Genomic DNA, 23,680 nt, shown 5'->3' with positions numbered 1-23,680 from the left:
GCGGAAATCACCCCTGCGAAGTCGACAAGGCGACGAGGTCGGCGCGGACCGGGGAGGGGCGCGGGCGGCGGGCCGCCCCGGACGGGCCCGGCGGTGGGCGCCGGGGCGGTGCGGGCCGCCCCGGCGCGGAGGTCACCGCTGCGCCGGCGGGGCCGGGTTCTCCGTGCCGCCGCTCACTTCGGAGATCCAGTCGCTGACCGCGGAGAACGCGTCGCTGATGGCCTGCCAGTAGCTCTTGCCCTGGGCGATCCAGTCCTGGAGGGGGGTCAGCTCCCAGACGAGCCAGCCGGCCGCGACGAGGAGCACGACCGTGAACAGGCAGCCCTTGAGGCAGCCCAGGCCGGGAATGCGCATCGGGTTGGCGCTGCGCTGCCGCGGGGCGCGCGGCGCGGGCTGCGGCGGCTGGGGCTGCTGGGGTGCCTGCGGCTGGGGGGCGTACTGCTGCCGGGGCGCCGGGGCGTACTGCTGGGGCTGGAGCGGCTGCGGGGCGTACTGCTGCGGCGGAGGCTGCGGGGCGTACTGCTGCCGGTGCTGCGGCGGGTACGGGGGCTGCGGTTGGGGCTGGGGCGGCTGGGGCTGGGGCGGCTGGGGCTGGGGCGGTTGCCGGGGACTCCGCTGGGGGCGGCGGCGCAGAGGGTCCTCTTCGGGGCTGAGGTACTGGACCTGGGTCTGCTCGTTGCGGTCCCGGGCGGCGCGCAGCTGCGTCTGCCAGGGGTGCGGGTCCTCCGGCCGCGGTACGGGCGGCAGGACGGCGGTCGGGTCCGCCGCACCGGCCGGCCCGGCGGGGGCGGGGCCGGTCTGCGGGAGGACGCTGGTCGCGGCCGCCGGGTCGTACTGCGGGGCGTCCGGGCCGGTGTTCGGGAGGACCTGGGTGGCGTCGGAGGCGCCGGGGACGCCCGGCGCACCGGGGACGGGCGCGGGGGACGGGTCGGGCGCCAGCAGCGCGTCGACGCCCTCGGCCGCCTCGATCTCCGCGGGGGTCGCGTGGACGCCGACGCCGGCGGCGACCGTGCGCAGCGCCCGCGCGAGGTTCTCGGCGCTGGGACGGCGGTCGGGGTCCTTGCTGAGGCAGCGCTCGATGACCGTCCACAGCGGGGCCGGCACGGTCGACGGGCGGCGGGGCTCCTCGCTGAGGTGCCGGTGCAGGACCTCCAGCGCCGTGCCGCCCGCGAACGGGGGACGACCGGTGACCAGCTCGTACAGCAGGATTCCGGCGCCGTAGACGTCCACGGCGGAGGTCTGCGGGCGGCCCTCGGCGGACTCGGGCGCGACGTACGCGGGAGTGCCGACGAACTCGTGGGTGCGGGTCAGGCCCGGGGAGTCGGCGAGGCGGGCGATGCCGAAGTCGGTGAGCATCGGGTGCATCCGCCCGTCACGCTCGGCGAGCAGGACGTTCGCCGGCTTGAGGTCGCGGTGCACGATGCCGTCGGCGTGGCTGGCGGCCAGCGCGTCCGCGATCTGGGCGGTCAGGAGCGCCGCGGCGACCGGGGTCAGCGGGCCGTTCTCGCGGAGGTAGCGGTGCAGGTCCGGGCCGTCGATCAGGTCCATGACGAGGGCGAGCAGGTCGCCCTCGACCACCAGGTCGCGGGTGCGGACGATGTTGGGGTGGGTGAGGCGCAGGAGTACGGAGCGCTCCCGGAGGAAGCGCATCACGACGTCCGCGTCGTTCGCGAGTTCCTCCTTGAGGACCTTGATCGCGACGGTCTCGCCGGGCTGGCCCGGGACGGCCGCCTCGGCGCCCGCCGTCTCCCTCTGGCGGGCACGCCAGACGGTGCCCGTGGCGCCGCGTCCGAGCGGCTGCTCGAGCAGGTACTTGCTGCCGACTGGCCGCACGGTCATGTGCTCCCCGCGATCGTGGTCCGAAACCGGTCTTTCGTCCGACCCACTGTAGTGCCGTTCCGCTTCCTTCGAATTTCCTTCGAACATCTCTCCGCCGGACGGGACGAGAGGGAAGACGTGCCGCCGGGGCGCCCGGTTGCCCGGGGCGCGGGCGGGGCGGGCGCTTTCCCTGCGGACGGGAATCCCAAGATCGTTCTTTGCCGGTCCGGGGGCGCCGGACCGGTCGCAGGTGGGAGGATGCCCCTGCGCGGCGCGCCACGGGGACGGGAGCCTCCGGGACGGGCCGTGCCGACCTGTACCGGACGACGTGTCCGCGCATGGGCGGGGGCGTCGACGGCCTGTCCCCCGCCGCCGGGCGCGTCGCGCAGAAGGGACCGCTGACGGCGATGCAGATCCGGCTGACCGTCCTCGCGGCGCCGCCCGGCGGGCAGACCGCGCGGCGCGCCTGCGACGTGCTCGTCACCGCCCCCGCCGGCACCGCGCTGGCCGCCGTGGCCTCCGGTGTCGCCGCCGCGGCGGCGGGGCCGGACGGCGCGGCGGGCACGGGCCCCGTCGTGCTGTACGCCGGGCGCGAACGGCTCGACCTCCAGCGCTGCGCCCTGGGCGAGCCGCCCCTCGTCGACGGGGCGGTGCTGGCGCTCCAGGTCCCCGCGGACGACGCGGCCGCCCCCGGCGACGCGGTCGCGCGGCTGCACGTGGTGGCGGGACCGGACGCGGGCGGGGTGCACCTGCTGCACCCCGGGCACGTCCGCGTCGGCCGCTCCTCCGACGCCGACGTACCGCTGGACGACCCCGACGTGTCACGGCTCCACTGCGAGCTCGCGGTCGGCGGGGACGGCCGTGTGACGGTCGCCGACCCGGGGTCGACGAACGGGACGGCGCTGGAGGGCCGGCCGGTCGGCCCCCGGCCCGTCCACCTGCCCCCGGGGGGCGCTGCTCAGGGTCGGCGAGTCTGCCCTGCGCCTGTCCGCCGGAGCGGACGCCGCCGTCCTGCCCAGGGCCCCGGACGGCGAGGGCCGGGTGCGCGTCGCGCGCGCGGCGGGCGGCACGGCGGAGGACGGGCGGACCCGGCCGTACGCCCCCGCCGCGGACCGGGGCCGGGCGGGCTCCCCGGCCGGCCCCGGGGACGCCTCCGGCGCGGACGGGCACGAGCGGGCGGGGGGCCTCCGCGGCGCCGCGGAGGCCCCCGGGGGCGGGAGCGGTCCGTACGGCGCTCCCCCGCCGCGGCACGGGGAGGCGCCGAGGCGCTCCCGACCGGCGCGGACCACGGCCGCGCGCGCGGGGGCGTCCGCTCCGGCGCCCCGGACGCGGCCGGACCGGACGCCCGCGAGGGGGCGGCGCACGACCGCGGGGGCGCCGCGGGGGCCTTCGCCGGAGGCGGCCCCGCGCCCGGGGAGCCGGCCAGGCGGCGCGGGATAGGCGCCTGGGCCCGGCGGCTGGCCGGCGGGCGCGGGGACCAGGCGGACCGGGCCGCCCCGGACGGCCCGGGTACCGGGTCCGCCGCGCCCGACGCGCCGCGGGTGCCCGGCGCCGAGGCGTGGCCCGACCCGGCCGCCGTGCTGCTGACCGCCCTCGGGCCGGGCCCGCGGCTCTGGGAGCGGGCACCGGCCCATCCGGAGGCGCTCGCGGTGCGGCTCGGCACGACGGACCGGGCCGACCTCCCGGCGGTGCCGGTCACCGTCGGGCTGCGGGAGGCCGGGGCACTGGGCCTCGCCGGGCCGCGCGCCCGGCTCCTGGGCCTGGCCCGCTCGGTCGTGGCCCAGCTCGCCGCCCTGCACGCCCCGGCCGACCTGGAGATCGTGCTGGTCGGCGCGGATCCGGCCCGTCCCCTGGAGGAGCGCCGCCGCGACTGGGCGTGGCTCGGCTGGCTGCCGCACGTCCGGCCCGCACACGGCCAGGACTGCCGGCTGCTCCTCGCGTACGACCCCGACCAGGCCGCCGCACGGATGGCGGAGCTGGCCCGGCGGCTGGACGGCGGGCCGCCCGGCCCCGGCCCGGCGGAGGCCGCCCCGGGGCCGTGCACGGTGGTGGTGGTCGACGGCGACCCGGGCACCGGGGCGCTGCGGGAGGCGGTCGTACGGCTGGCGGGCGCGGGCGCGGCGGCCGGCGTCCACCTGGTGCGCCTGGCGGAGACGGCGCCCGCGACGGCGGTCTTCCCGGTGGCGGCGGCCTACGAGGCGGCGTGCGCGGCGCCGGGGTTCCGGGAGTGCGGCGCGGTGGGCCTGCTGACGGGCGAGGTGGCGACGGCGGTGCGGGTGATGCGGACGGCGGGCGGCCGTCCGGCGGGCCACGGCACGGTCGCGGCGGTCGACGCGGTGTCGCCGGCGTGGGCGGAGCGGTTCGCCCGGGCGCTGGCGCCGCTGCGCGCGGACGGGCCCGAGCGGCGCGGGCGGACCGCGGCCGCGGCGCTGCCCCCGTCGTCGCGCCTGCTCGAGGAGCTGGAGCTGGCGAGGGCCACTCCCGCGTCGCTGATGGCCCGCTGGGCGTCCGCCCCGGACGGCACGGCGGTGCTGGGCGCCGGCCCGCACGGCCCGGTCGGCGTGGACCTGGCGGGCCCCGACGGCCCGCACCTGCTGGTCGAGGGCCCCGCGGGGAGCGGCCGTACGGAGCTGCTGCGCTCCGTCGCGGCGTCGCTCGCCGCCGCGACGCGGCCCGACCGGCTCGGGCTGCTGCTGGTGGACGGCGCGGGCGGGGGAGCGGGGCGACGGCCTCGGCCCCTGCGCCGACCTGCCGCACGTCACGGAGCACCTCGTCGCCTCGGACCCGGTGCGGATGCGGGCGTTCGCGCAGGCGCTCGGCGCCGAACTGAAGCGGCGCGCGGAGCTGCTGGGCCGCGAGGGGCTCGCCGAATGGCCCGCGCACGGCGACGGCGGCCGCCCGGACACCCCGCCCGCCGACCGGACCGTCCCCGAGCAGCGCGGCGGCGACCCGGCCCCCGGGTCGGGCCGCACGCTGCGGCTGCGCCCCGCCGCGGGCACCGGGCGGCCCGGGGGCGAGGCGGCGGCGCCGCCGCCCCGCCTCGTCGTGCTGGTCGACGACCTGGACGCGCTGGTCGCGCCCGCGCTCGGCAGTCCGGGCCGCCCGGCGGCGGGTTCGGTCGTACGGGCGCTGGAGGCCGTCGCGCGGGACGGCGGGCGGCTGGGCGTCCACCTGGTGGCGGCGACGGCCCACCCGGACCGTACGGCCGGGACGGAACCGGACCGCCGGGCGCGGACCCGGGTCGTGCTGGACGCGCCGCCCGCGCCGCCCGGCCCGGACGACCCGGCGCCCGGCCGGGGACGGGTGCGCCACGCCGACGGGCGGGTGACGCCGTTCCAGGCGGGCCGCGTGACCGGGCGGATCCCCCGCACGGCGACGCTGCGCCCCACCGTCGTCCCGCTGGAGTGGGAGCGCATGGGCGACCCGCCGGCCCGTCGCCCCGTACGGGAGCTGGGCAACGGGCCGACCGACCTGGCCCTGCTGGCCAGCGCCCTGGACCGGGCGGCCCGCTCGGTCGGCGCGACGCCCCTGCCGCCGCTCGCCGCCGCTTCCGGCGCCGCCGGCCCCGTGCGCTGACGGCACGTCACGAGCCGATCACGATCCAGCGGTAGGGGCGGAAGGCGGTATTGCGGCCCTCCGGTACGCGGCGTAGACCAGAGCGAAAGGGACGACAGGGACGACGCACACGGAAGAAACGGGGCAGTGATGCGTACAACTCCGCGCAAACGCCGGACCGTCGTGGCCCTCGCGGCCGCCGGGGCCCTCGCGCTCGCGGGCTGCGGCGACGGCGGCGGGCCGCGCCCGGACGGGGACGCGAACGGCGGGAGCACCGCGCGGACCGTCCGGTTGCCGAAACTGGACGGGCAGCGGCTGCAGGTGGTGGGCGTCTGGACGGGGCCGGAGCAGAAGGCGTTCACCAAGGTGCTGGAGGAGTTCGGGAAGCGCACCGGCGCGAACGTCTCGTACGTGCCGACGCAGGACGCGATGCTCAACTACATCGGCACGAAGATCGCCGGCGGTTCGCCGCCCGACGTGGCGATGCTCCAGCAGGTCGGCGCGTTGCAGCAGGCCGTCGAGCGGAAGTGGGCGAAACCGGCGGGCGCGGAGGCCGAGGCGCAGCTGGCGAAGAACTACTCCGAGGGCTGGCGGGACCTCGGCGCGGTGGACGGCACGCAGTACGGCGTGTACTTCAAGGCCGCCAACAAGTCGCTGGTCTGGTACAACGCGGCGGTCTTCGACAACGCCGGCGCGTCCGAGCCGAAGACGTGGAAGGAACTGCTGGCCACCGCCGAGACGATCTCCGCGTCCGGGGTCACGCCCGTGTCGGTCGGCGGTGCGGACGGGTGGACGCTGACGGACTGGTTCGAGAACGTCTACCTGTCGCAGGCCGGACCGGAGAAGTACGACCGGTTGGCGAAGCACCGCATCAAGTGGACCGACCCGTCGGTGACCCGTGCCCTGACGACGCTCGCCGGGTTGTTCGGGAAGCCGGAGCTGATCGCGGGCGGCGCGGCCGGGGCGCTGCAGACGGAGTTCCCCGCGTCGGTGACGCAGACGTTCACCGGCGGCGACCAGCCCAAGGCGGCGATGGTCTTCGAGGGTGACTTCGTGTCGATCAACATCGCCCAGACCGAGGCGGAGGTCGGCACGGACGCGAAGGTGTTCCCGTTCCCGGCGGTGGACGGCGGCGAGCCGCCCGTGGTGACGGGCGGGGACGTGGCGGTGGCGCTGACGGACAGGCCCGCGTCGCGGGCGCTGCTGACGTTCCTCGCGTCGCCGGACGCGGCGGCGATCTGGGCGGCCGAGGGCGGGTTCGTCTCGCCCAACAAGTCGCTGGACCCGGCCGCGTACCCGAACGACGTGCAGCGCGGCATCGCGAAGGCGCTGATCGCCGCCGGCGACGGCTTCCGCTTCGACATGTCGGACCAGATGCCGCAGTCGTTCGGCGGTACGCCCGGCAAGGGCGAGTGGAAGGCGCTCCAGGACTTCCTGAAGAACCCGAAGGACGTCGCGGGAACGCAGGCGCGCCTGGAGGCGGACGCGGCCAAGGCGTACCGGAGCGGGAGCTGACGCCGTGACCGCCGCTCCCCCGCTCCGGACGCGGCAGCGGTACCGGCGGCCCGCCCGCAGGGGTGTGACGGGCACCCGCGGGCTGCTCGCCGCCGCGTTCCTGCTGCCCGCGCTGGTACTGCTGGGCGCCCTCGTCGTGTACCCGATCGGGTACTCCGTCCAGCGGTCGTTCCTCGACCGGGCCGGCACGGGCTTCGCCGGCCTCGACAACTACGCGGAGATCTTCACCGACGAGACGATCCTGACGGCGGTGCGCAACACCGCGGTCTGGGTCGTCCTCGCCCCGACGCTGGCCACCGCCCTCGGGCTGGTCTTCGCGGTGCTGACCGAACGGGTGCGCTGGGGCACGGCGTTCAAACTGGTCGTCTTCATGCCGATGGCGATCTCCATGCTGGCCGCCGGGATCATCTTCCGGCTCGTGTACGAGCAGGACCCCGACCGGGGCGTCGCCAACGCGGTGTGGGTCGGCGTCCACGACACGTTCGCCGAGTCGGCCGGCTACCCGAAGGCCCGCCCGCTGCCGGTGCACCCGCTGGAGGCGGCGGGCGGCGGCGCGTACGTGACGAAGGAGCCGGCGCGGGCGGGAACGCCCGCGCGGCTGCCGCTCGTCGGCGTGGCACCCGCGAAGATGCCCGGCGACGCCCGGCCGGCACGCGAGCCGCGGACCGCCCCCGGCACGGTCGCCGGCACGGCGTGGCTGGACTTCACCCGGGGCGGCGGGGGCACCCCCAACACCGTCGACGCCGGGGAGCTGGGCCTGAAGGGCCTGCGGATCGAGGCGGTGCGGGACGGCCGGGTCGTCGCCACGGCGACGGCGGCGGCGGACGGCTCGTTCACCCTGCCCGCCGCGGCGGACGGGGCGCTGCTGCGGCTGCCGGAGGTCAACTTCCGGGAGCCGTACAACGGTGTGGACTGGCTGGGCCCGGCGCTGGTGACGCCCGCCGTGATCGGCGCCTACGTCTGGATGTGGGCGGGCTTCGCGATGGTCCTCATCGGGGCCGGCCTCGCGGGCCTGCCGCGCGAGCTGCTGGAGGCGGCCCGCGTGGACGGCGCCAACGAGTGGCAGGTGTTCCGCCGGGTGACGGTGCCGCTGCTCGCGCCGGTGCTGGCGGTGGTGCTGGTGACGCTGGTGATCAACGTGCTGAAGATCTTCGACCTGGTGTTCATCATCGCGCCGGGGTCGGTACAGGACGACGCGAACGTGCTGGCGCTCCAGCTGTACCGCTCGTCCTTCGGCACCGACGCCCACCTGGGCGTCGGCAGCGCGATCTCGGTGCTGCTGCTGGTGCTGGTGCTCCCGGTGATGTTCTTCAACGTCCGACGGATCAGGAGGGCGGGGCGGTGAGGGGATCGCGTACCACGTCGGTGCCACCGGGCTCGCGGCCGGGCTCCCGGCCCGGCTCGCGGCTGGTCTCGCGGTTGGCGGGGGGCGCCGCGCAGGTGTTCCTCGTCGCCGTCGCGCTCTTCTGGCTGACGCCCACGGTGGGTCTGCTGCTGTCCTCCCTGCGTTCGCCGTCCGACATCAGCGGGAGCGGCTGGTGGACGGTGTTCACCGCCCCGGCGCAGCTGACGGCCGACAACTACGCGGCGATCCTGGGCAACGAGGCGATCACCGGCTCGCTGCTCTCCACGGTGATGATCACCGTCCCGGCGACGGTGCTCGTCGTCGTGATCGGCTCGCTCGCCGGATACGCGTTCGCGTGGATGGAGTTCCCGGGCCGCGACTGGTGGTTCCTGGCCGTGGTGGGGCTGCTGGTGGTGCCGGTGCAGGTGGCGCTCGTGCCGGTGTCGGAGCTGTTCGGCGAGATCGGCGTCTTCGAGACGACGCTGGGCGTGGTCCTGTTCCACACGGCCTTCGGACTGCCGTTCGCGATCTTCCTGCTGCGCAACTTCTTCGCGGAGATCCCGCGCGAGCTGCTGGAGGCGGCCCGCCTCGACGGGGCGGGCGAGATCCGGCTCTTCGCACGCGTGGTGCTGCCGCTGGGCGGTCCGGCGATCGCGTCGCTCGGCATCTTCCAGTTCCTGTGGGTGTGGAACGACATGCTGGTCGCGCTGATCTTCGCCGACTCCGACGCCCCGCCGATCACGGTGGCGCTCCAGCAGCAGGTACGCCAGTTCGGCAACAACATCGACGTGCTGGCGCCGGGCGCGTTCGTGTCGATGGTGGTGCCGCTGGCGGTGTTCTTCGCCTTCCAGCGGCAGTTCGTCTCGGGAGTGATGGCGGGGGCGGTGAAGTAGCGCCTTCCCCGGGCGGCCGCCCGCCGCGTCCCCCGGAGGCGCGCGGCGGGCGGAGAGCCGGCACCACCGCGCGCACCCGGGGGCGCACACCGCCCGGAGGCCCTCCGCCGCGCTCGCGCCCGTGCCGCGGCGCGGCGCGGCGCGGCGCGGGCACGGCGCGGGCACGGCGGCCGGGGTGGCCACGGACTCCGTGGGAACGCGCAGGGGGCGCCCACCGCGCGGGTGGGCGCCCCCTGCGAGGCCGTACCGGCCGCCGCGCCGCGGCTCAGCCGTGGGCGCGCAGCAGCGTCCGCATCGTCCGCATGGCCACCGAGAGGTTCGCCAGGTCGAAGGCGTCGGAGTTCTGGATCTCCTCCAGCGTGGTCCGCGCCCGCGCCAGCAGGGAGGCGTTCTTCTCCTCCCAGGCCGCGAACCGCTCCTCCGGCGTCGACGAGCCGTTCCCGGCGGACAGCACGTCGGAGGTGAGGGCGGCGTGTGCCGCGTACAGGTCCTCGCGGATCGCGGCGCGCGCCATCGACTGCCAGCGGTCGGCGCGCGGCAGCTCGATGATGCGGTCCATCAGCTGGGTGATCCCCAGCCGGTCGGCGAGGTCGTAGTACACCTCGGCGACGGCCAGCGGCTCCTTGCCCGTGCGGTCCGCGACGGCGACGATGTCGAGCGTCGGGAACGCCGACGAGAAGCCGGCGACCCGGGCGGCCAGCTCCTGGGGGACGCCCTCCCCGGTCAGCTCGGCGACCAGGCCCTCGTACCACTCCAGGTCGGCGCCGCGCAGCATCTTCGGCAGCTCGGCCCACACCTGCTCGACGCGGGCGCCGAAGAAGTCGATCGTCTCGGCGAGCTGGAGCGGCTGCGGCCGGTTGTTGAGCAGCCAGCGCGTGCCGCGCTCGACGAGGCGGCGCGAGTGCAGCCGGATCCGGGTCTGCACCTCGGCCGGGACCCGGTTGTCGAGCGCCTCCACCGCGTCCCAGACGGCGCCCAGGCCGAAGATGGCGCGGGCGGCCGTCTGCGCGCGGACGATCTCCGCGATCGACGCGCCGGTCTCCTCGCGGAGCCGGTGCAGGAACGTCGAACCGCCGGTGTTGACCGCGTCGTTCACCAGGATCGTGGTGATGATCTCCCGGCGCAGCGCGTGCGCGTCGATCTGCTCGGGGAACCGCTCGCGCAGGAGCGCCGGGAAGTACGTGTGGAGCAGGCTCCGCAGGTACGGGTCGTCCGGCAGGTCGGTGTGGACCAGCTCCTCCGCCACCGTGATCTTGGTGTAGGCGAGCAGCACGGCGAGCTCGGGCTGGCTGAGCCCCTTGTCGCCGCCGAGCAGTTCGCGGATCTGCCGGTCGCTGGGGAGGAATTCGAGGTTCCGGTCGAGCCGCCCGTCGCGCTCCAGGCGGCGCATGAACCGCTGGTGGGCGTGGAGGAGGGAACCGGACTGGTGGACGGCGAGGGCGAGCGCCACGTTCTGCGCGTAGTTGTTGCGCAGCACCAGGGAGCCGACCTCGTCGGTCATCTCCGCGAGGATCGCGTTGCGCTGCTTGACGGTCATGTCGCCGTCGGCGACGAGCCCGTTCAGCAGGATCTTGATGTTCACCTCGTGGTCGGAGGTGTCGACGCCGGCGCTGTTGTCGAGGGCGTCGGTGTTGATCCTGCCGCCGGTGCCCTCGGGGCCGCCGGCGCGGGCGAACTCGATGCGGCCGAGCTGGGTGAGGCCCAGGTTGCCGCCCTCGCCGACGACCTTGACCCGCAGGTCCTCGCCGTTGACGCGGATGGCGTCGTTGGCCTTGTCGCCGACGTCGGCGTGCGACTCGGTGGACGCCTTGACGTACGTGCCGATGCCGCCGTTCCACAGCAGGTCCACCGGCGCCTTGAGGATGGCCTTCATCAGCTCGGCCGGGGTCAGTTTGGTGACGTCCTGGCCGATGCCGAGCGCCGCCCGCATGTGCGCGTTGACCGGGATGGACTTGGCCTGGCGCGAGTGGACGCCGCCGCCCGGCGAGAGCAGCTCCGGGTCGTAGTCGGCCCAGGAACTGCGGGGCAGCTCGAACAGGCGGCGCCGCTCGGCGTACGAGACGGCCGCGTCCGGGTCCGGGTCGATGAAGATGTGCCGGTGGTCGAAGGCGGCGACGAGGCGGATGTGCTCGGAGAGCAGCATGCCGTTGCCGAACACGTCACCGGACATGTCGCCGACGCCGACGACGGTGAAGTCCTCCGTCTGCGTGTCGTGGCCCAGCTCCCGGAAGTGCCGCTTCACCGACTCCCAGGCGCCGCGCGCGGTGATGCCCATGCCCTTGTGGTCGTACCCGGCGGAGCCGCCGGAGGCGAAGGCGTCGCCGAGCCAGAAGCCGTACGAGACGGCGACCTCGTTGGCGATGTCGGAGAACGTCGCCGTGCCCTTGTCCGCGGCGACGACCAGGTACGTGTCGTCCTCGTCGTGGCGGACCACGTCGGCGGGCGGCACGACCTCGCCGCCGACCAGGTTGTCGGTGATGTCGAGCAGCGCGGAGACGAACGTCCGGTACGAGGCGACGCCCTCGGCCAGCCACGCGTCGCGGTCGACGGCCGGGTCGGGCAGCTGCTTGGCGACGAAGCCGCCCTTCGCGCCGACCGGGACGATGACGGTGTTCTTCACCATCTGCGCCTTGACCAGGCCGAGGACCTCCGTGCGGAAGTCCTCGCGCCGGTCGGACCAGCGCAGGCCGCCGCGCGCGACCTTGCCGAAGCGCAGGTGGACGCCCTCGACGCGCGGGGAGTACACCCAGATCTCGAACGCGGGGCGCGGCGCCGGCAGGTCCGGGATGGCCTGCGGGTCGAACTTCATCGACACGTACCCGTGCGGCCGGCCCTCGGCGTCCCGCTGGAAGAAGTTGGTCCGCAGGGTCGCCTTGATGACGGTGAGGAACGACCGCAGGATGCGGTCCTCGTCGAGCGAGGCGACCTGGTCGAGGGCTCCGTCGAGCTCCTCCAGGATGCCGTCCGTCAGCTCGGTGCCGGCCCGCTGCCGCTCCGGCGCCATCCGCGCCTCGAACAGCGAGACGAGCAGCCGCGTCGTGTGGACGTTGTCGCGGAGGGTGTCCTCCATGTAGTCCTGGCTGAACGTCGACCCGGCCTGCCGCAGGTACTTGGCGTAGGCGCGCAGCACCATGGCCTGGCGCCAGGTCAGGCCGGCGCTGAGGACCAGGGCGTTGAAGCCGTCGTTCTCCGCCTGCCCGGTCCAGGTGGCGGCGAACGCCTCCTGGAACCGCTCGCGGGCGTCCTCGCCGAGGTAGTCGCCGGCGCCCCCGGCGGGGGCGGGGACGCGCAGGCCGAAGTCGTAGATCCAGGCGTGGGTGCGGTCGGCGCAGCGCAGCTCGTACGGGCGCTCGTCGACGACCTCCACGCCGAGCCGGTTGAGGACCGGCAGCACGGCGGAGAGGGAGACCTGCGCGCCCGTCTTGTAGATCTTGAAGCGGCGCTCGCCGGGGGCGGCGCCGACCGGCTCGTACAGGGAGAGCGCGAAGTCCTGCTCCCCCCGGGTGAGCTGCTCCATCTGGAGGACGTCGGCGACGGCGGAGCGCGGCGGGTGGTCGGCCTTGTAGCCCTCGGGGAAGGCGCCCGCGTAACGGCGCAGCAGCTCGGCGGCGCGCTCCTCGCCGATCTCGGCGTTGAGCGCCTCTCCGAAGCCGTCGACCCAGGAGCGGGCGGCCTCGGCGAGCCGGTTCTCGATGCGGTCGGCGTCGGCGTCGGTGAGCGGGGTGAGCGTGGTGCCCTGCGGGACGCGGACGACGAAGTGGAGGCGGGAGAGGACCGACTCGGTGTTCCAGGCGGTGAAGTCGACGCTGGTGCCGCCGAGCTCCTCCTTCAGGATGTCGGTGAGCCGCTCGCGGACCGTGGTGTTGAAGCGGTCGCGCGGCAGGTAGACGAGGGCGGAGTAGTAGCGGCCGTACTCGTCCTGGCGCAGGTAGAGGCGGAGCCGGCGGCGCTCTTGGAGGTACAGGACGCTGGTGGCGATGGACAGCAGCCGGTCGACGGGCGTCTGGAACAGCTCGTCGCGCGGGTAGGTCTCCAGGATCTGCAGCAGGTCGCGGCCGTCGTGGCTGGCGGGCGAGAAGCCGGCGGCGTCGAGGACCTCGGAGACCTTGCGGCGGATGACGGGGACGCGCCGGACGGACTCGGTGTAGGCGGCGGAGGAGAAGAGGCCGAGGAAGCGGCGCTCCCCGACGACGTTGCCCTGCGCGTCGAACTTCTTGACGCCGATGTAGTCCAGGTAGGACGGACGGTGGACGGTGGCGCGGCTGTTGGCCTTGGTGAGGATGAGCAGCCTGTGCTCGCGTGCCTTGGCGCGGGCGTCGGCGGGCAGCCGGTTGAACGAGGGGGAGACCGGGTGGCCGTGGGCGTCGTCGCCGCTGTGGTGCGGGTCGGAGCGCAGGATGCCGAGGCCGGTGCCGGGCACGGCGGCCAGGGCGTCGCCGTCGACGAGGTTGTACTCGCGGTAGCCGAGGAAGGTGAAGTGGTCGTCGGCCAGCCAGCGCAGCAGTTCGCGGGCTTCCTCGACCTCGCTGGGCCGCAGGTCGTCGGCGGTCGGCTCGTCCGCGAGGCTCTCGGCGAGGCCGAGCGCGGCCTGACGCATCTTCTCCCAGTCCTCGACGGCCTCGCGGACGTCGGAGAGGACGCGCAGCAGGTCGGCGGTGATCTGCTTGAGGTCGGCGCGGTCGGTCTCGCGGTCGGTCTCCACGTGGATCCACGACTCGACGAGTGCGTCGTGCGGCCTGGCGTGGCCGCCGGCCTCGGAGCCGGGTCCGGAGGGGACGATCTCGATGAGCTTGCCGGTCACGTCGCGGCGGACGACGACCTGCGGGTGCACGACGAGGTGGATGCCGCGGTTCTGCCGGGACAGCTCGTTGGTGACGGAGTCGACGAGGAACGGCATGTCGTCGGTGACGACCTCGACGACGGTGTGGCTGCACGTCCAGCCGTTCTCCTCGACGGTCGGCGTGTGCACGCGGACGTTCGCCGTGCCCTGGGGGCGGTTCTCGGCCAGTCGGTAGTGGGAGACCGCCGCGCCGAACACGTCGACCGGGTCGCGGTCCGCGAGGTCCTCGGGAGCCGTGTGCAGGTAGTAGCGCTGGAGGTACTCGAGCACGACGCCCGGGCCGGGCCTGCCCCCGGTCTCGTTCTCAGCTACCCGGGCGGCCTGTTCGAGCAGGTCGGCTTTGGCTTCGTCCAGCTTGGTCTGCATGTCCTCTGGCTCCTGTCGCGCGCCGTTGCGTGACGTAGGGGAAGGGTGCGGCATCACGTTCACGCTTCAAGGCGGGGTATCCGCTCGGCGGGGGCGTCATGCCGAAATGAGGGAAGCCCGGGCGACTGTCGGCCGTTTCCGGAGGGGAAGCCCCGGAAGGCGGGGGGGACCGGGCAGGAGGGATCAGCACCCGCCCGGGCGCGGTGGCCCGCCGGATGCCGGCCGGGGGCTGCGCTGCCCCCACGGCGTATAGCGCTGATCACGGGTCCAGGCTATCGCCCCCCGCCCCCGAACCGTCATGGGCCGCATGTGTACAAAAGACCGCCCCGAAGTTTGACGGTGTGGACAGTGACAGGTGCCCGGAGGGGTGGGTAGGCGGCCCGGGCGTACGGGGCCGGGCCGTCCCGGCCGCCGGGGGCGTGCGGTCGCCCGGGGCGGCGCCCGCCGGGTCAGCCGACCATGTCCTCGGCGACGGCGACGGCCTCCGCCAGCGTGTCGACCACGGGGACGCCCGCGCCCTCCAGGCCGGCGCGGCTGTGCGACCCGCCCGTGTACAGCACCGCCCGCGCGCCGACGTGGGCCGCCGCAACCGCGTCGTCGCGGGCGTCCCCGATGACCACGGTCCGCTCGGGAGGGACCCCGTCGAGGGCCAGCAGGTGCCGCACCATGTGCTCGGCCTTGCCGGAGGTGGAGCGGTCGGTACGCCCGTCGACGCGGACGAACCACTCCTCGATGCCGTACCGCCGCACCAGCGGCACCAGGCGGTCGTGCGGGGCCAGCGACAGCAGCGACTGCGTCCGGCCGAACTCCCGCGCGGCCGCCAGCAACTCGGCCGCGCCGTCGGCGAGCCCGCAGGCGGCGGCGCGCGCCCAGTAGTGCCGGTGGAACGCGTCGTCCATGACGGCCCACTCCTCCTCGGTGGGGAGCCGGCCGAGCAGCCGCTCGTAGAAGAGCGGGACGGGTACGCAGTACAGCTCACGGTACCGCTCGAGCGTGATCGGCGGCAGCCCCACCTCCTCGAAGCAGGCGTTGGTCGCCTCGATGACGGCGCCGATGTCGTCGAGCAGGGTTCCGTTCCAGTCCCAGACCAGGTGCGCGCGGTGCTTCCCCATACCGAAAACCGTACAGGCGGGGTCCGACGGCGGACCTCGCCGTCAGTCGACGAGGTGGGGGATCTCCTGCACCGCGTACCAGAGCAGCTCGTGGTCCTCGGCTCCGTCGACGGTGAAGCGGGCGTCGTCGTCGCCCGTGTCGGCCGCACCGAGCGCGTCGGCGGCCGCGGCCACGTCGGCCTCGGCGTCGCCGGAGTCGGCGTGCACCGCGGCGGCCCCGGTCAGCGGCACGGGCCCGGCGACCCGCACCTCGCCGATCGACGCGGGGTCGAGACCGCGGTCGGGGTCGGCGGTCGCCGCGCCGTCGGGGACGTCCACGGCGACGACGACCCGGCGGCGCGCGGCCTGCGGGTCCGCGGCGAGGAGGCGCAGGGAGGCGGCGGCGGCGCGGCTGAGCGCGGCGTACTCCAGTTCCTCGATGTCGTCGGAGACGTACCACTCGCGCAGCCCGGGCGTGACGGCGTACGCCGTGAAAGCACCGGCGCCGAGGGCGCCCGTCCTGTGCGCCTGTGCGAGACCGGGGAGGGTCAGGGGGACGTAGACGCGCATGACAGCCGCTTTCGTAGACGGAGGACGTCCTCAGGATACGTGCGGCTGTACCCGTTCGGGGGCTGGTGCCGCCCCCTTCCGGCGTCCACCGCGTGATACGCCGGACCCCCGTCGGGCCAGGCGCGCCATGGGCTCCGTCACCCGGATAGGTGGTTCCGGCACCCCGCTTCACCCGCTTGACGGCGCGTTGCGGGGCGGGCGTCGCCCCCGTAGAAGTGGGCCACCGCGAAGTTACTACCCGGTAATCCGGGCTGACGGAAGGGACAACGCCCATGCCGCCCACCCCGACCCCCATCCCCGAAGCACGGACCCCCCGCACCCCGGCGGCGCGGGGGCCCGCCGGCACGAGCGGTCCCCACCGGCTGTGGAAGGCACCGGAGGGACTCGGCGCGGGCGCCGCCCGCGTCCGCAACGTCCCGGTGGCGGTCGCGGCCGACGCCCCCCACCGGCTCCGTACGGCCCCGCCGGGCCCCACGCCCCCGAGCGTCCCGCGTCCGGCCCCGGCCGCGTCCGCAGGCCGCTCCTCGGCCGCCCAGGAGCCGTCCGCGGCACCGGACCGGCCCCGCCCGGCCGGGGCGCGACGGCCCCTGTCCGCGTCCGAGGCGGCGCGGGCGGCGGGCCGGCCCGGCGGCCGGCGGGATCTGCGGCGCCCCGGCGGCGCGCGACCCGGTGGGGCCCGTCCGGGCGCTCCGCGCCCGCCCGCCGGGCGGGTGGGCGAAGCCGGCCCCCGCGTCCTGCCCCCGCACGTGGTCTTCGCCGAGCGGCTGCTGGCCGTGCTGACCGGGGAGCGGCCCGTGCACTGGATGCTGGGCCAGACCGTCGGCGAGGCGTACGAGCAGCTGATCCGCCTGGCGCCGGACAACCCCCTGCGGCCCGTGGACGCGGCCCGCCGGGCCCGGCCGGTCCTGCGCCGCTGCGGCGGCACCCCGCTCCGGCCGGGCGTGGTCGAGGCGTACGCCAGCGTGGTGACGGGGGTACGGGTCCGGGCGATGGCGTTCCGCCTGGAGCAGGGGCCGGACCGCAGGTGGCGCTGCGCGGCGGTGGACCTCGGCCCCGCCCTCCCCTGACCGGGCCCCTTCCGGCTTCCGGCGGCCCCGGGATCGCCGGGGCCGCCGGAAGCCGGGCCGCCGGGGCACCGGAGTCGTCAGGGCCGCCCGGACGGTCGGGAGGCCGTGGCGGCCCGGACGGTCGGGAGGCCGTGGCGGTCCGGACGGCCCGGGAGGCCGTGACGGCCCGGACGGCCCGGGAAAGGAGCGGGCGGGTTTCCCGCCCTCTCCCCCGGAGGCCCGGGGGGTTCCCGCGAGGCCGCCGAGGTCCCGGGCCCCCAGGGCCACGCCAAGGCCTCACGGGCCGTACGCGCCCCGCGGGCATCCGCCCGGCGGGGTCCCGCGCACACGCGACGGCGGGGCCGGGACACGCGGGTCCGCGTGTCCCGGCCCCGCCGTCGTACCGGGGGCGCCGCGGTCACTTCTTGCGGCGACGACCGCCCTTCTGGGCCTTGCGGCGCTCCGCGCGCGTCATGCCGTCCGCCCCGGACCGCGCGCCGTCGTCGTCGAAGTCGCCCTCGACGACGCCGCCCTCGCCGTCGACGGTGGGCGCGGAGAAGTGCAGCCGGTTCGGCCGCTGCGGGGCCTCCAGTCCCTTGGCGCGGATCTCGGGGCGGCCGGCGCCCGCGGGGACGGCCTCCTCCTTCTCCAGCGACGGCCGGTCCCCGGCCGCCTCCACCGGGACCTCCTCGACCTGCTGCTCGACCTGGACCTCCAGGTTGAACAGGTAGCCGACGGACTCCTCCTTGATGCCGTCCATCATCGCGATGAACATGTCGAAGCCCTCGCGCTGGTACTCGACCAGCGGGTCCTTCTGCGCCATCGCGCGCAGCCCGATGCCCTCCTGGAGGTAGTCCATCTCGTAGAGGTGCTCGCGCCACTTGCGGTCCAACACGGACAGCACGACCCGCCGCTCCAGCTCACGCATGATCTCGGAGCCGAGCTGCTTCTCCCGCGCCTCGTACTGCTCGTGGACGTCGTCCTTGACGGACTCCGCGATGAACTCCGCCGTGATACCGGCCCGGTCCCCGGCGGCCTCCTCCAGCTCCTCGATGGTGACCTTGCAGGGGTAGAGCTGCTTGAACGCGCCCCACAGCCGCTCCAGGTCCCACTCCTCCGCGAAGCCCTCGACGGTCTCCGCCTGGATGTACGCGTCGATCGTGTCGTCCATGAAGTGGAGGATCTGCTCGCGCAGGTCCTCGCCCTCCAGGACGCGGCGGCGCTCGCCGTAGATGACCTCGCGCTGCCGGTTGAGGACCTCGTCGTACTTCAGGACGTTCTTACGCGCCTCGAAGTTCTGCTGCTCGACCTGCGACTGGGCGGACGCGATCGCGCGCGTCACCATCTTGTTCTCGATCGGCACGTCGTCCGGCACGTTCGCCATCGCCATGACGCGCTCGACCATCTGCGCCTTGAACAGCCGCATCAGGTCGTCGCCCAGCGACAGGTAGAAGCGGGACTCGCCCGGGTCGCCCTGACGGCCGGAACGGCCGCGCAGCTGGTTGTCGATGCGCCGCGACTCGTGCCGCTCGGTGCCCAGCACGTACAGGCCGCCGAGTTGCTTGACCTCCTCCGACTCGGCCTTCACGGCCAGCTCGGCCTTCTCCAGCGCGTCCGGCAGGGCCGCCACCCACTCCTCCGGGTGCTCGACCGGGTCGAGGCCGCGCTGGCGCAGCTCCGCCTCGGCGAGGTCGTCGGGGTTGCCGCCGAGCTTGATGTCCGTGCCGCGGCCGGCCATGTTCGTCGCGACCGTGACGGCGCCCTTGCGGCCCGCCTGGGCGACGATCGACGCCTCGCGCTCGTGGTTCTTCGCGTTCAGCACCTCGTGCGGGACGCCCCGCTTCGACAGCTGCTGCGACAGGTACTCGGACTTCTCGACCGACGTGGTGCCGACGAGGATCGGCTGGCCCTTCTTGTGCTTCTCCGCGATGTCGTCGACGACCGCCGCGAACTTGGCGACCTCGGTGCGGTAGATCAGATCGGACTGGTCCTTGCGGACCATCGGCCGGTTCGTCGGGATCGGCACGACGCCCAGCTTGTAGATCTGGTGGAACTCGGCGGCCTCGGTCATCGCCGTACCGGTCATGCCGGACAGCTTGTCGTAGAGGCGGAAGAAGTTCTGCAGGGTGATCGTGGCGAGCGTCTGGTTCTCGTCCTTGATCGGGACGCCCTCCTTCGCCTCGATCGCCTGGTGCATGCCCTCGTTGTAGCGGCGGCCGGCGAGGATGCGGCCCGTGTGCTCGTCGACGATCATGACCTCGCCGTCGATGACGACGTAGTCCTTGTCCTTCTTGAACAGCTCCTTCGCCTTGATGGCGTTGTTGAGGTAGCCGACGAGCGGCGTGTTCACCGACTCGTAGAGGTTGTCGATGCCCAGCCAGTCCTCGACCTTGGCGACGCCGGCCTCGTGGATGGCGACGGTCCGCTTCTTCTCGTCGACCTCGTAGTCGCCGGTCTCCTCCACGCCCTTGAGCGGGTTGCCCGGCTCACCGCGCTTCAGGCGCTGCACCAGCTTCGCGAAGTCGCCGTACCACTTCGTCGCCTGGTCCGCGGGGCCGGAGATGATCAGCGGCGTACGGGCCTCGTCGATGAGGATCGAGTCCACCTCGTCGACGCACGCGAAGTTGTGGCCGCGCTGCACGAGCTCGTCCTTCGACCACGCCATGTTGTCGCGCAGGTAGTCGAAGCCGAACTCGTTGTTCGTGCCGTAGGTGATGTCGCAGGCGTACTGCTCGCGGCGCTGCGCCGGCGACATGTTCGCCAGGATGCAGCCGACCGACAGGCCCAGGAACCGGTGCACCCGGCCCATCAGGTCGGAGTCGCGCTCCGCCAGGTAGTCGTTGACCGTGATCAGGTGCACGCCCTTGCCGGACAGCGCGTTCAGATACGCGGGGAGGGTGCCGACGAGGGTCTTGCCCTCACCGGTCTTCATCTCCGCCACGTACCCGAGGTGCAGCGCGGCGCCGCCCATCAGCTGCACGTCGTAGTGGCGCTGGCCGAGCACGCGCTTGGCCGCCTCGCGGACGGTCGCGAAGGCCTCCGGGAGCAGGTCGTCGAGGCTCTCACCGTCCTGGTACCGCTGCTTGTACTCGTCGGTGAGGGCGCGCAACTCGGCGTCGGAGAGGTCGACGAAGTCCTCTTCGATGGAGTTGACCTGGTCCGCGATGCGGTGCAGTTTGCGCAGGATCTTGCCTTCGCCTGCACGCATGAGCTTGTTGAAGACGGACACTGAGGCTGGTCTCCTTGCCGGTCGGGCCTGGCACTGGGTCTTGTCATGGACACGGGCACGGGCACGGCAGGTGGGCCCCACCGCAACGGTCATCGTAAGCGAGGACCCCGCCGCGCCGGGAGGTCCGCGCCTCCGAGGAACGACCGCCGGGGGCGGCCGCCGCCCTCAGGGAGAACGCGCGGGACGCGCCGAAGGTGCCGCACCCGCCCAAAACGGTTCGTGCCGCGCCCCGCCTCCCGGCTCGTCGCCGGGAAGGCCGGCTTCACCCCGGAAGGACGCCCTCCGCGCCGCGTCCGCCCACCCCGGCGGCCGCCGCGGCTGCCGGCTCGGCCCCCTCCTCCCCTCCCGACCCGGACCTGCCGTCCGCCGTCCCCCACCTGCCGTCCGGGCACCCCCGAACCGCACGCCGGCGCATGCTGAGGCCCCCGGACGGAGGGTGTCAGTGGCGGCCCCTATCGTGCGGGGCATGACCACCACGCCGCGACCCGCGACAGAGCTCTCGGCCGACGAGGCCCGCCGCATCGTCCTGCGCGCACAGGGCTTCCTGGGCGCCCCCGACCGGCGCGCCGGCGTCCGCGGCGTCCTGCGCCGTCTCGGCGCGGTCCAGCTGGACACGATCTCCGTCCTGGCCCGCTCGCACGAGCTGGTGCCCTACGCCCGGCTCGGCGCCGTGGGCCGCCCGGCGGTCGACGCGGCGTACTGGACGGGCCGGCACGCGTTCGAGTACTGGTCGCACGCGGCGTGCGTCCTGCCGATCGAGGAGTGGCCGCACTTCGCGTTCCGCCGCCGCGCCTACCGGCGGCGTCCCCAGTGGCACCACGACCTGCCGGACGGCACCTACGAGGCGGTCATCGGGCAGTTGCGCGCGCAGGGCCCCCTGACGGCGACGGAGCTGGGCGGCGCGAAGAACGGCGGCGAGTGGTGGGACTGGTCCGCCTCCAAGGTCGCCGTCGAGCGGGCGCTGATGTACGGCGAGGTCGTGTGCGTCGAGCGGCGCGGCTGGAAGCGGGTGTACGACCTGGCGGAGCGCGCCGTCCCCGCCGACCTGCTCCACGACGAGCTGGACGACGCCGAGTGCCTGCGCCGCCTCGTCCGGCTCGCCGGGCAGGCGCTGGGCGTGGGCACGCGCGCGGACATCGCCGACTACCACCGCATCAGGGGCGAGGAGTTCGACGCGGTCGTCGCGGACTCGGGACTCGTCCCCGTGCGGGTGCGGGGCTGGGACAGGCCCGCCTGGGCGGACCCGGCGGCGCTGGAGGACGAGCCCCGCGGACGGCACCGGACGACGCTGCTGTCCCCCTTCGACTCGCTGGTCTGGGAGCGGGCCCGCACCGAGCGGATCTTCGGCTTCACCCACCGGCTGGAGGCGTACGTACCGAAGCAGAAGCGCGTCCACGGCTACTTCGCGATGCCGCTGCTGACGGGCGGCAGGCTGCTGGGACGCGTCGACCCGGCTCGCGAGGGCACCACGCTGGTGGCCCGGCAGCTGTCCCTGGCGGGGCCCGGGGCGGTGACTCCGATGGCCAGGGCGCTGCGGGAGGCGGCGGAGTGGGTGGGCTGCGACTCCGTGCGCGTCGAGCGGACCGACCGCCCGGACCTCGCCCCGGCCCTCACGGCGGCACTCGCCTGACGACGGCGCCGCCCGGCGGGAGGCCGCCGGTGCCTCGGCCGGCGGCCCGCGGGGATCCGGACGTCTACCGGATCTCCAGGATCTTCTCCCGCATCGCGTAGACGACGGCCTCCATCCGGGAGTGCAGCTGCAGCTTCTCCAGGATGTTGCGGACGTGGTTCTTCACGGTGTTCTCGGAGATGAACAGCTCCTTGGCGATGTCCCGGTTGTTCATCCCCGTCGCCACCAGCTTCAGCACCTCCAGCTCCCGGTCGGTGAGCCGGGGCGCCGGGACGAGCCGGCGGTCGTCGGTGCGCTGGATCATCGACTTGAACTCGGTGAGCAGCTTGGACGCCATGGACGGGCTGATCTGCGACTGCCCGTCCGCGACGGCCCGGATGGCCGTGGCGACCTCGTCGGTGGAGATCTCCTTGAGCAGGTACCCGGTGGCGCCCGCCTTGATCGCGTCGTAGAGGTCCGCCTCCTCGTCGCTGATCGTCAGCATGATGATCTTCGCGCTGGGGGCGACCTCCTTGATGGACGTGCACGCCTCGATACCGCCCCGCCTGGGCATCCGGACGTCCATCAGGATGATGTCGGGAAGCAGGTCGGCGGCCTTGCCGACGGCTTCCGCGCCGTCCCCGGCCTCCCCCACCACCTGGATGTCCTCCTCCTGCGCGAGGACGATCTCCAGCCCGCGGCGGAACAGTGCGTGGTCGTCCACCACGAGAACCCGGATGGGCTCCTTCCCGGACCCGCCGCTCCCCCCGTCTCCGGAGGCGTCGCGCGAGCCGGCGCCGCGGTCCGGGGCGCCGGAGCCGCCCGGATGATGCACCGGGCCGAAGCTGTCCGCCATCGTTCCTCCCCCTGCAGGCCGGGGCCCTGAAGTTCACGGTAAATGCACCAACGGCGGTCCGGCACGGACCGGTTGGTGCGCGCCGCCATGATTTCATGCCCCGACGACCGGGCGGTGACCCCTCGGTGGCACGAAGGCGCCCCCCGGGGGGCGCACGGGGCGCTTCCGGGGGCACCGAACCGGCCGGGGAACCGTCAACCGCCGAGCGCTCCACCGGCGCCGCCGCCCTCGCTCGCCGCGAGCGGGTCGTTCTCCAGGTGGATCACGCCGTAGTCGTAGGCGTGGCGCCGGTACACGACGCTGGGCTGCTTGGTCTCCGCGTCGACGAACAGATAGAAGTCGTGGCCGACCAGTTCCATCTCGTACAGCGCCTGGTCGAGCGACATGGGGGCGGCCCGGTGCGTCTTCTCGCGCACGACGAGCGGGCCCTCGCCCTGCACCTCCAGCGGGCCGATCCGGGTGGTCGGGACGGCCTCCTCCGACTCCTCGAGCACCGCGACCCCGGCCCCGTTGAGCCGGGCGGCGCCCGGCACCGCCTCGGCCACCTCGGCGGCCGTCATACGACCGCTGCCGCGGCGGGTGTGCCGCTTGTCGTGCTGCTTGCGCAGCCGCGCCTCCAGCTTGGCGGTCGCGAGGTCGAGCGCTGCGTACGGGTCGGGGGCGGCCGCTTCGGCCCGGATCACCGGGCCTCGGGAGTGGAGGGTGATCTCCACGCGGTCGGACCGGTCGGCCTGCCGCGGATTGTGCTCCTTGGACACCTCGACGTCGAGGCTGATCACCTTGCCGTCGAGCTTCTGGATCTTCTCCAGCTTCAGCTTCTCGGCCACGTGCTTGCGGAACCGCTCGGGCACCTCGGTCTTGCGGCCCTTGACGACGATGTCCACGCAGAACTCCGTTCCCGGATCACTCCGACCAGCTCAGCGGCTGGCGGGCTTCTCCCTTTTGCA

Annotated in this window: 12 protein-coding genes and 1 pseudogene; 6 read left to right on the top strand and 7 right to left on the bottom strand. The window is 74.6% G+C overall.

Features of this window, described 5'->3' with window-relative positions; genetic code table 11:
- Positions 1-132: 132 nt before the first annotated feature.
- The gene (locus LUW75_RS15825) at positions 133-1,833 is read right to left on the bottom strand and encodes a serine/threonine-protein kinase (RefSeq protein WP_250337694.1); all 1,701 of its coding nucleotides are present in this window, start codon (positions 1,831-1,833) and stop codon (positions 133-135) included.
- Between the two features lie 392 nt (positions 1,834-2,225).
- On the opposite strand from LUW75_RS15825, the pseudogene LUW75_RS15820 reads away from it, so the two are divergent.
- The 4 genes and pseudogenes from LUW75_RS15820 to LUW75_RS15805 all read left to right on the top strand — a co-directional run bounded on the left by LUW75_RS15820 (position 2,226) and on the right by LUW75_RS15805 (position 9,126).
- A pseudogene (locus tag LUW75_RS15820) lies at positions 2,226-5,394 on the top strand (FtsK/SpoIIIE domain-containing protein).
- A 129-nt stretch (positions 5,395-5,523) separates the two neighbouring features.
- Positions 5,524-6,888 carry an ABC transporter substrate-binding protein gene (locus LUW75_RS15815; RefSeq protein ID WP_250336189.1) on the top strand — a complete coding sequence of 455 codons (1,365 nt, stop codon included), beginning with the start codon at positions 5,524-5,526 and terminating at the stop codon, positions 6,886-6,888.
- A gap of 4 nt (positions 6,889-6,892) precedes the next feature.
- The gene (locus tag LUW75_RS15810; RefSeq protein ID WP_250336188.1) at positions 6,893-8,233 is read left to right on the top strand and encodes a carbohydrate ABC transporter permease; all 1,341 of its coding nucleotides are present in this window, start codon (positions 6,893-6,895) and stop codon (positions 8,231-8,233) included.
- Positions 8,234-8,253: 20 nt separating this feature from the next.
- Entirely contained in the window at positions 8,254-9,126 is an 873-nt protein-coding gene (locus LUW75_RS15805) for a carbohydrate ABC transporter permease (RefSeq protein WP_250337693.1), read from the top strand.
- 265 nt (positions 9,127-9,391) lie between these two features.
- Here the strand turns inward: LUW75_RS15805 and LUW75_RS15800 are convergent, their stop codons facing one another.
- The 3 genes from LUW75_RS15800 to LUW75_RS15790 all read right to left on the bottom strand — a co-directional run bounded on the left by LUW75_RS15800 (position 9,392) and on the right by LUW75_RS15790 (position 15,993).
- Positions 9,392-14,332, bottom strand: a complete 4,941-nt coding sequence (locus LUW75_RS15800; RefSeq protein ID WP_250336187.1) for an NAD-glutamate dehydrogenase — start codon at positions 14,330-14,332, stop codon at positions 9,392-9,394.
- Positions 14,333-14,781: 449 nt separating this feature from the next.
- Entirely contained in the window at positions 14,782-15,444 is a 663-nt protein-coding gene (locus LUW75_RS15795) for an HAD family hydrolase (RefSeq protein ID WP_250336186.1), read from the bottom strand.
- Positions 15,445-15,486: 42 nt separating this feature from the next.
- Positions 15,487-15,993 carry a DUF6912 family protein gene (locus tag LUW75_RS15790; RefSeq protein ID WP_250336185.1) on the bottom strand — a complete coding sequence of 169 codons (507 nt, stop codon included), beginning with the start codon at positions 15,991-15,993 and terminating at the stop codon, positions 15,487-15,489.
- A 587-nt stretch (positions 15,994-16,580) separates the two neighbouring features.
- On the opposite strand from LUW75_RS15790, the gene LUW75_RS15785 reads away from it, so the two are divergent.
- Positions 16,581-17,060, top strand: coding sequence for an Rv3235 family protein (locus LUW75_RS15785; RefSeq protein ID WP_462933799.1), 480 nt, complete (start codon positions 16,581-16,583; stop codon positions 17,058-17,060).
- Positions 17,061-17,457: 397 nt separating this feature from the next.
- Here the strand turns inward: LUW75_RS15785 and secA are convergent, their stop codons facing one another.
- Positions 17,458-20,268, bottom strand: coding sequence for a preprotein translocase subunit SecA (gene secA / locus LUW75_RS15780; RefSeq protein ID WP_250336183.1), 2,811 nt, complete (start codon positions 20,266-20,268; stop codon positions 17,458-17,460).
- A 466-nt stretch (positions 20,269-20,734) separates the two neighbouring features.
- Between secA and LUW75_RS15775 the strand changes: the two genes are divergently transcribed.
- Positions 20,735-21,898 (top strand): winged helix-turn-helix domain-containing protein, encoded by a 1,164-nt coding sequence (locus LUW75_RS15775; RefSeq protein ID WP_250336182.1) that lies wholly within the window; start codon positions 20,735-20,737, stop codon positions 21,896-21,898.
- Between the two features lie 64 nt (positions 21,899-21,962).
- Here the strand turns inward: LUW75_RS15775 and LUW75_RS15770 are convergent, their stop codons facing one another.
- Both LUW75_RS15770 and hpf read right to left on the bottom strand, forming a co-directional pair.
- Positions 21,963-22,733 (bottom strand): response regulator, encoded by a 771-nt coding sequence (locus LUW75_RS15770; RefSeq protein WP_250336181.1) that lies wholly within the window; start codon positions 22,731-22,733, stop codon positions 21,963-21,965.
- A gap of 194 nt (positions 22,734-22,927) precedes the next feature.
- Complete coding sequence (gene hpf / locus LUW75_RS15765) at positions 22,928-23,617, bottom strand: ribosome hibernation-promoting factor, HPF/YfiA family (RefSeq protein WP_250336180.1); 690 nt, start codon at positions 23,615-23,617, stop codon at positions 22,928-22,930.
- Between the last annotated feature and the right edge of the window lie 63 nt (positions 23,618-23,680).

The organism is Streptomyces sp. MRC013, assembly GCF_023614235.1.
Taxonomy (GTDB): domain Bacteria; phylum Actinomycetota; class Actinomycetes; order Streptomycetales; family Streptomycetaceae; genus Streptomyces.
This window is presented reverse-complemented; position numbering and strand designations above follow the sequence as displayed.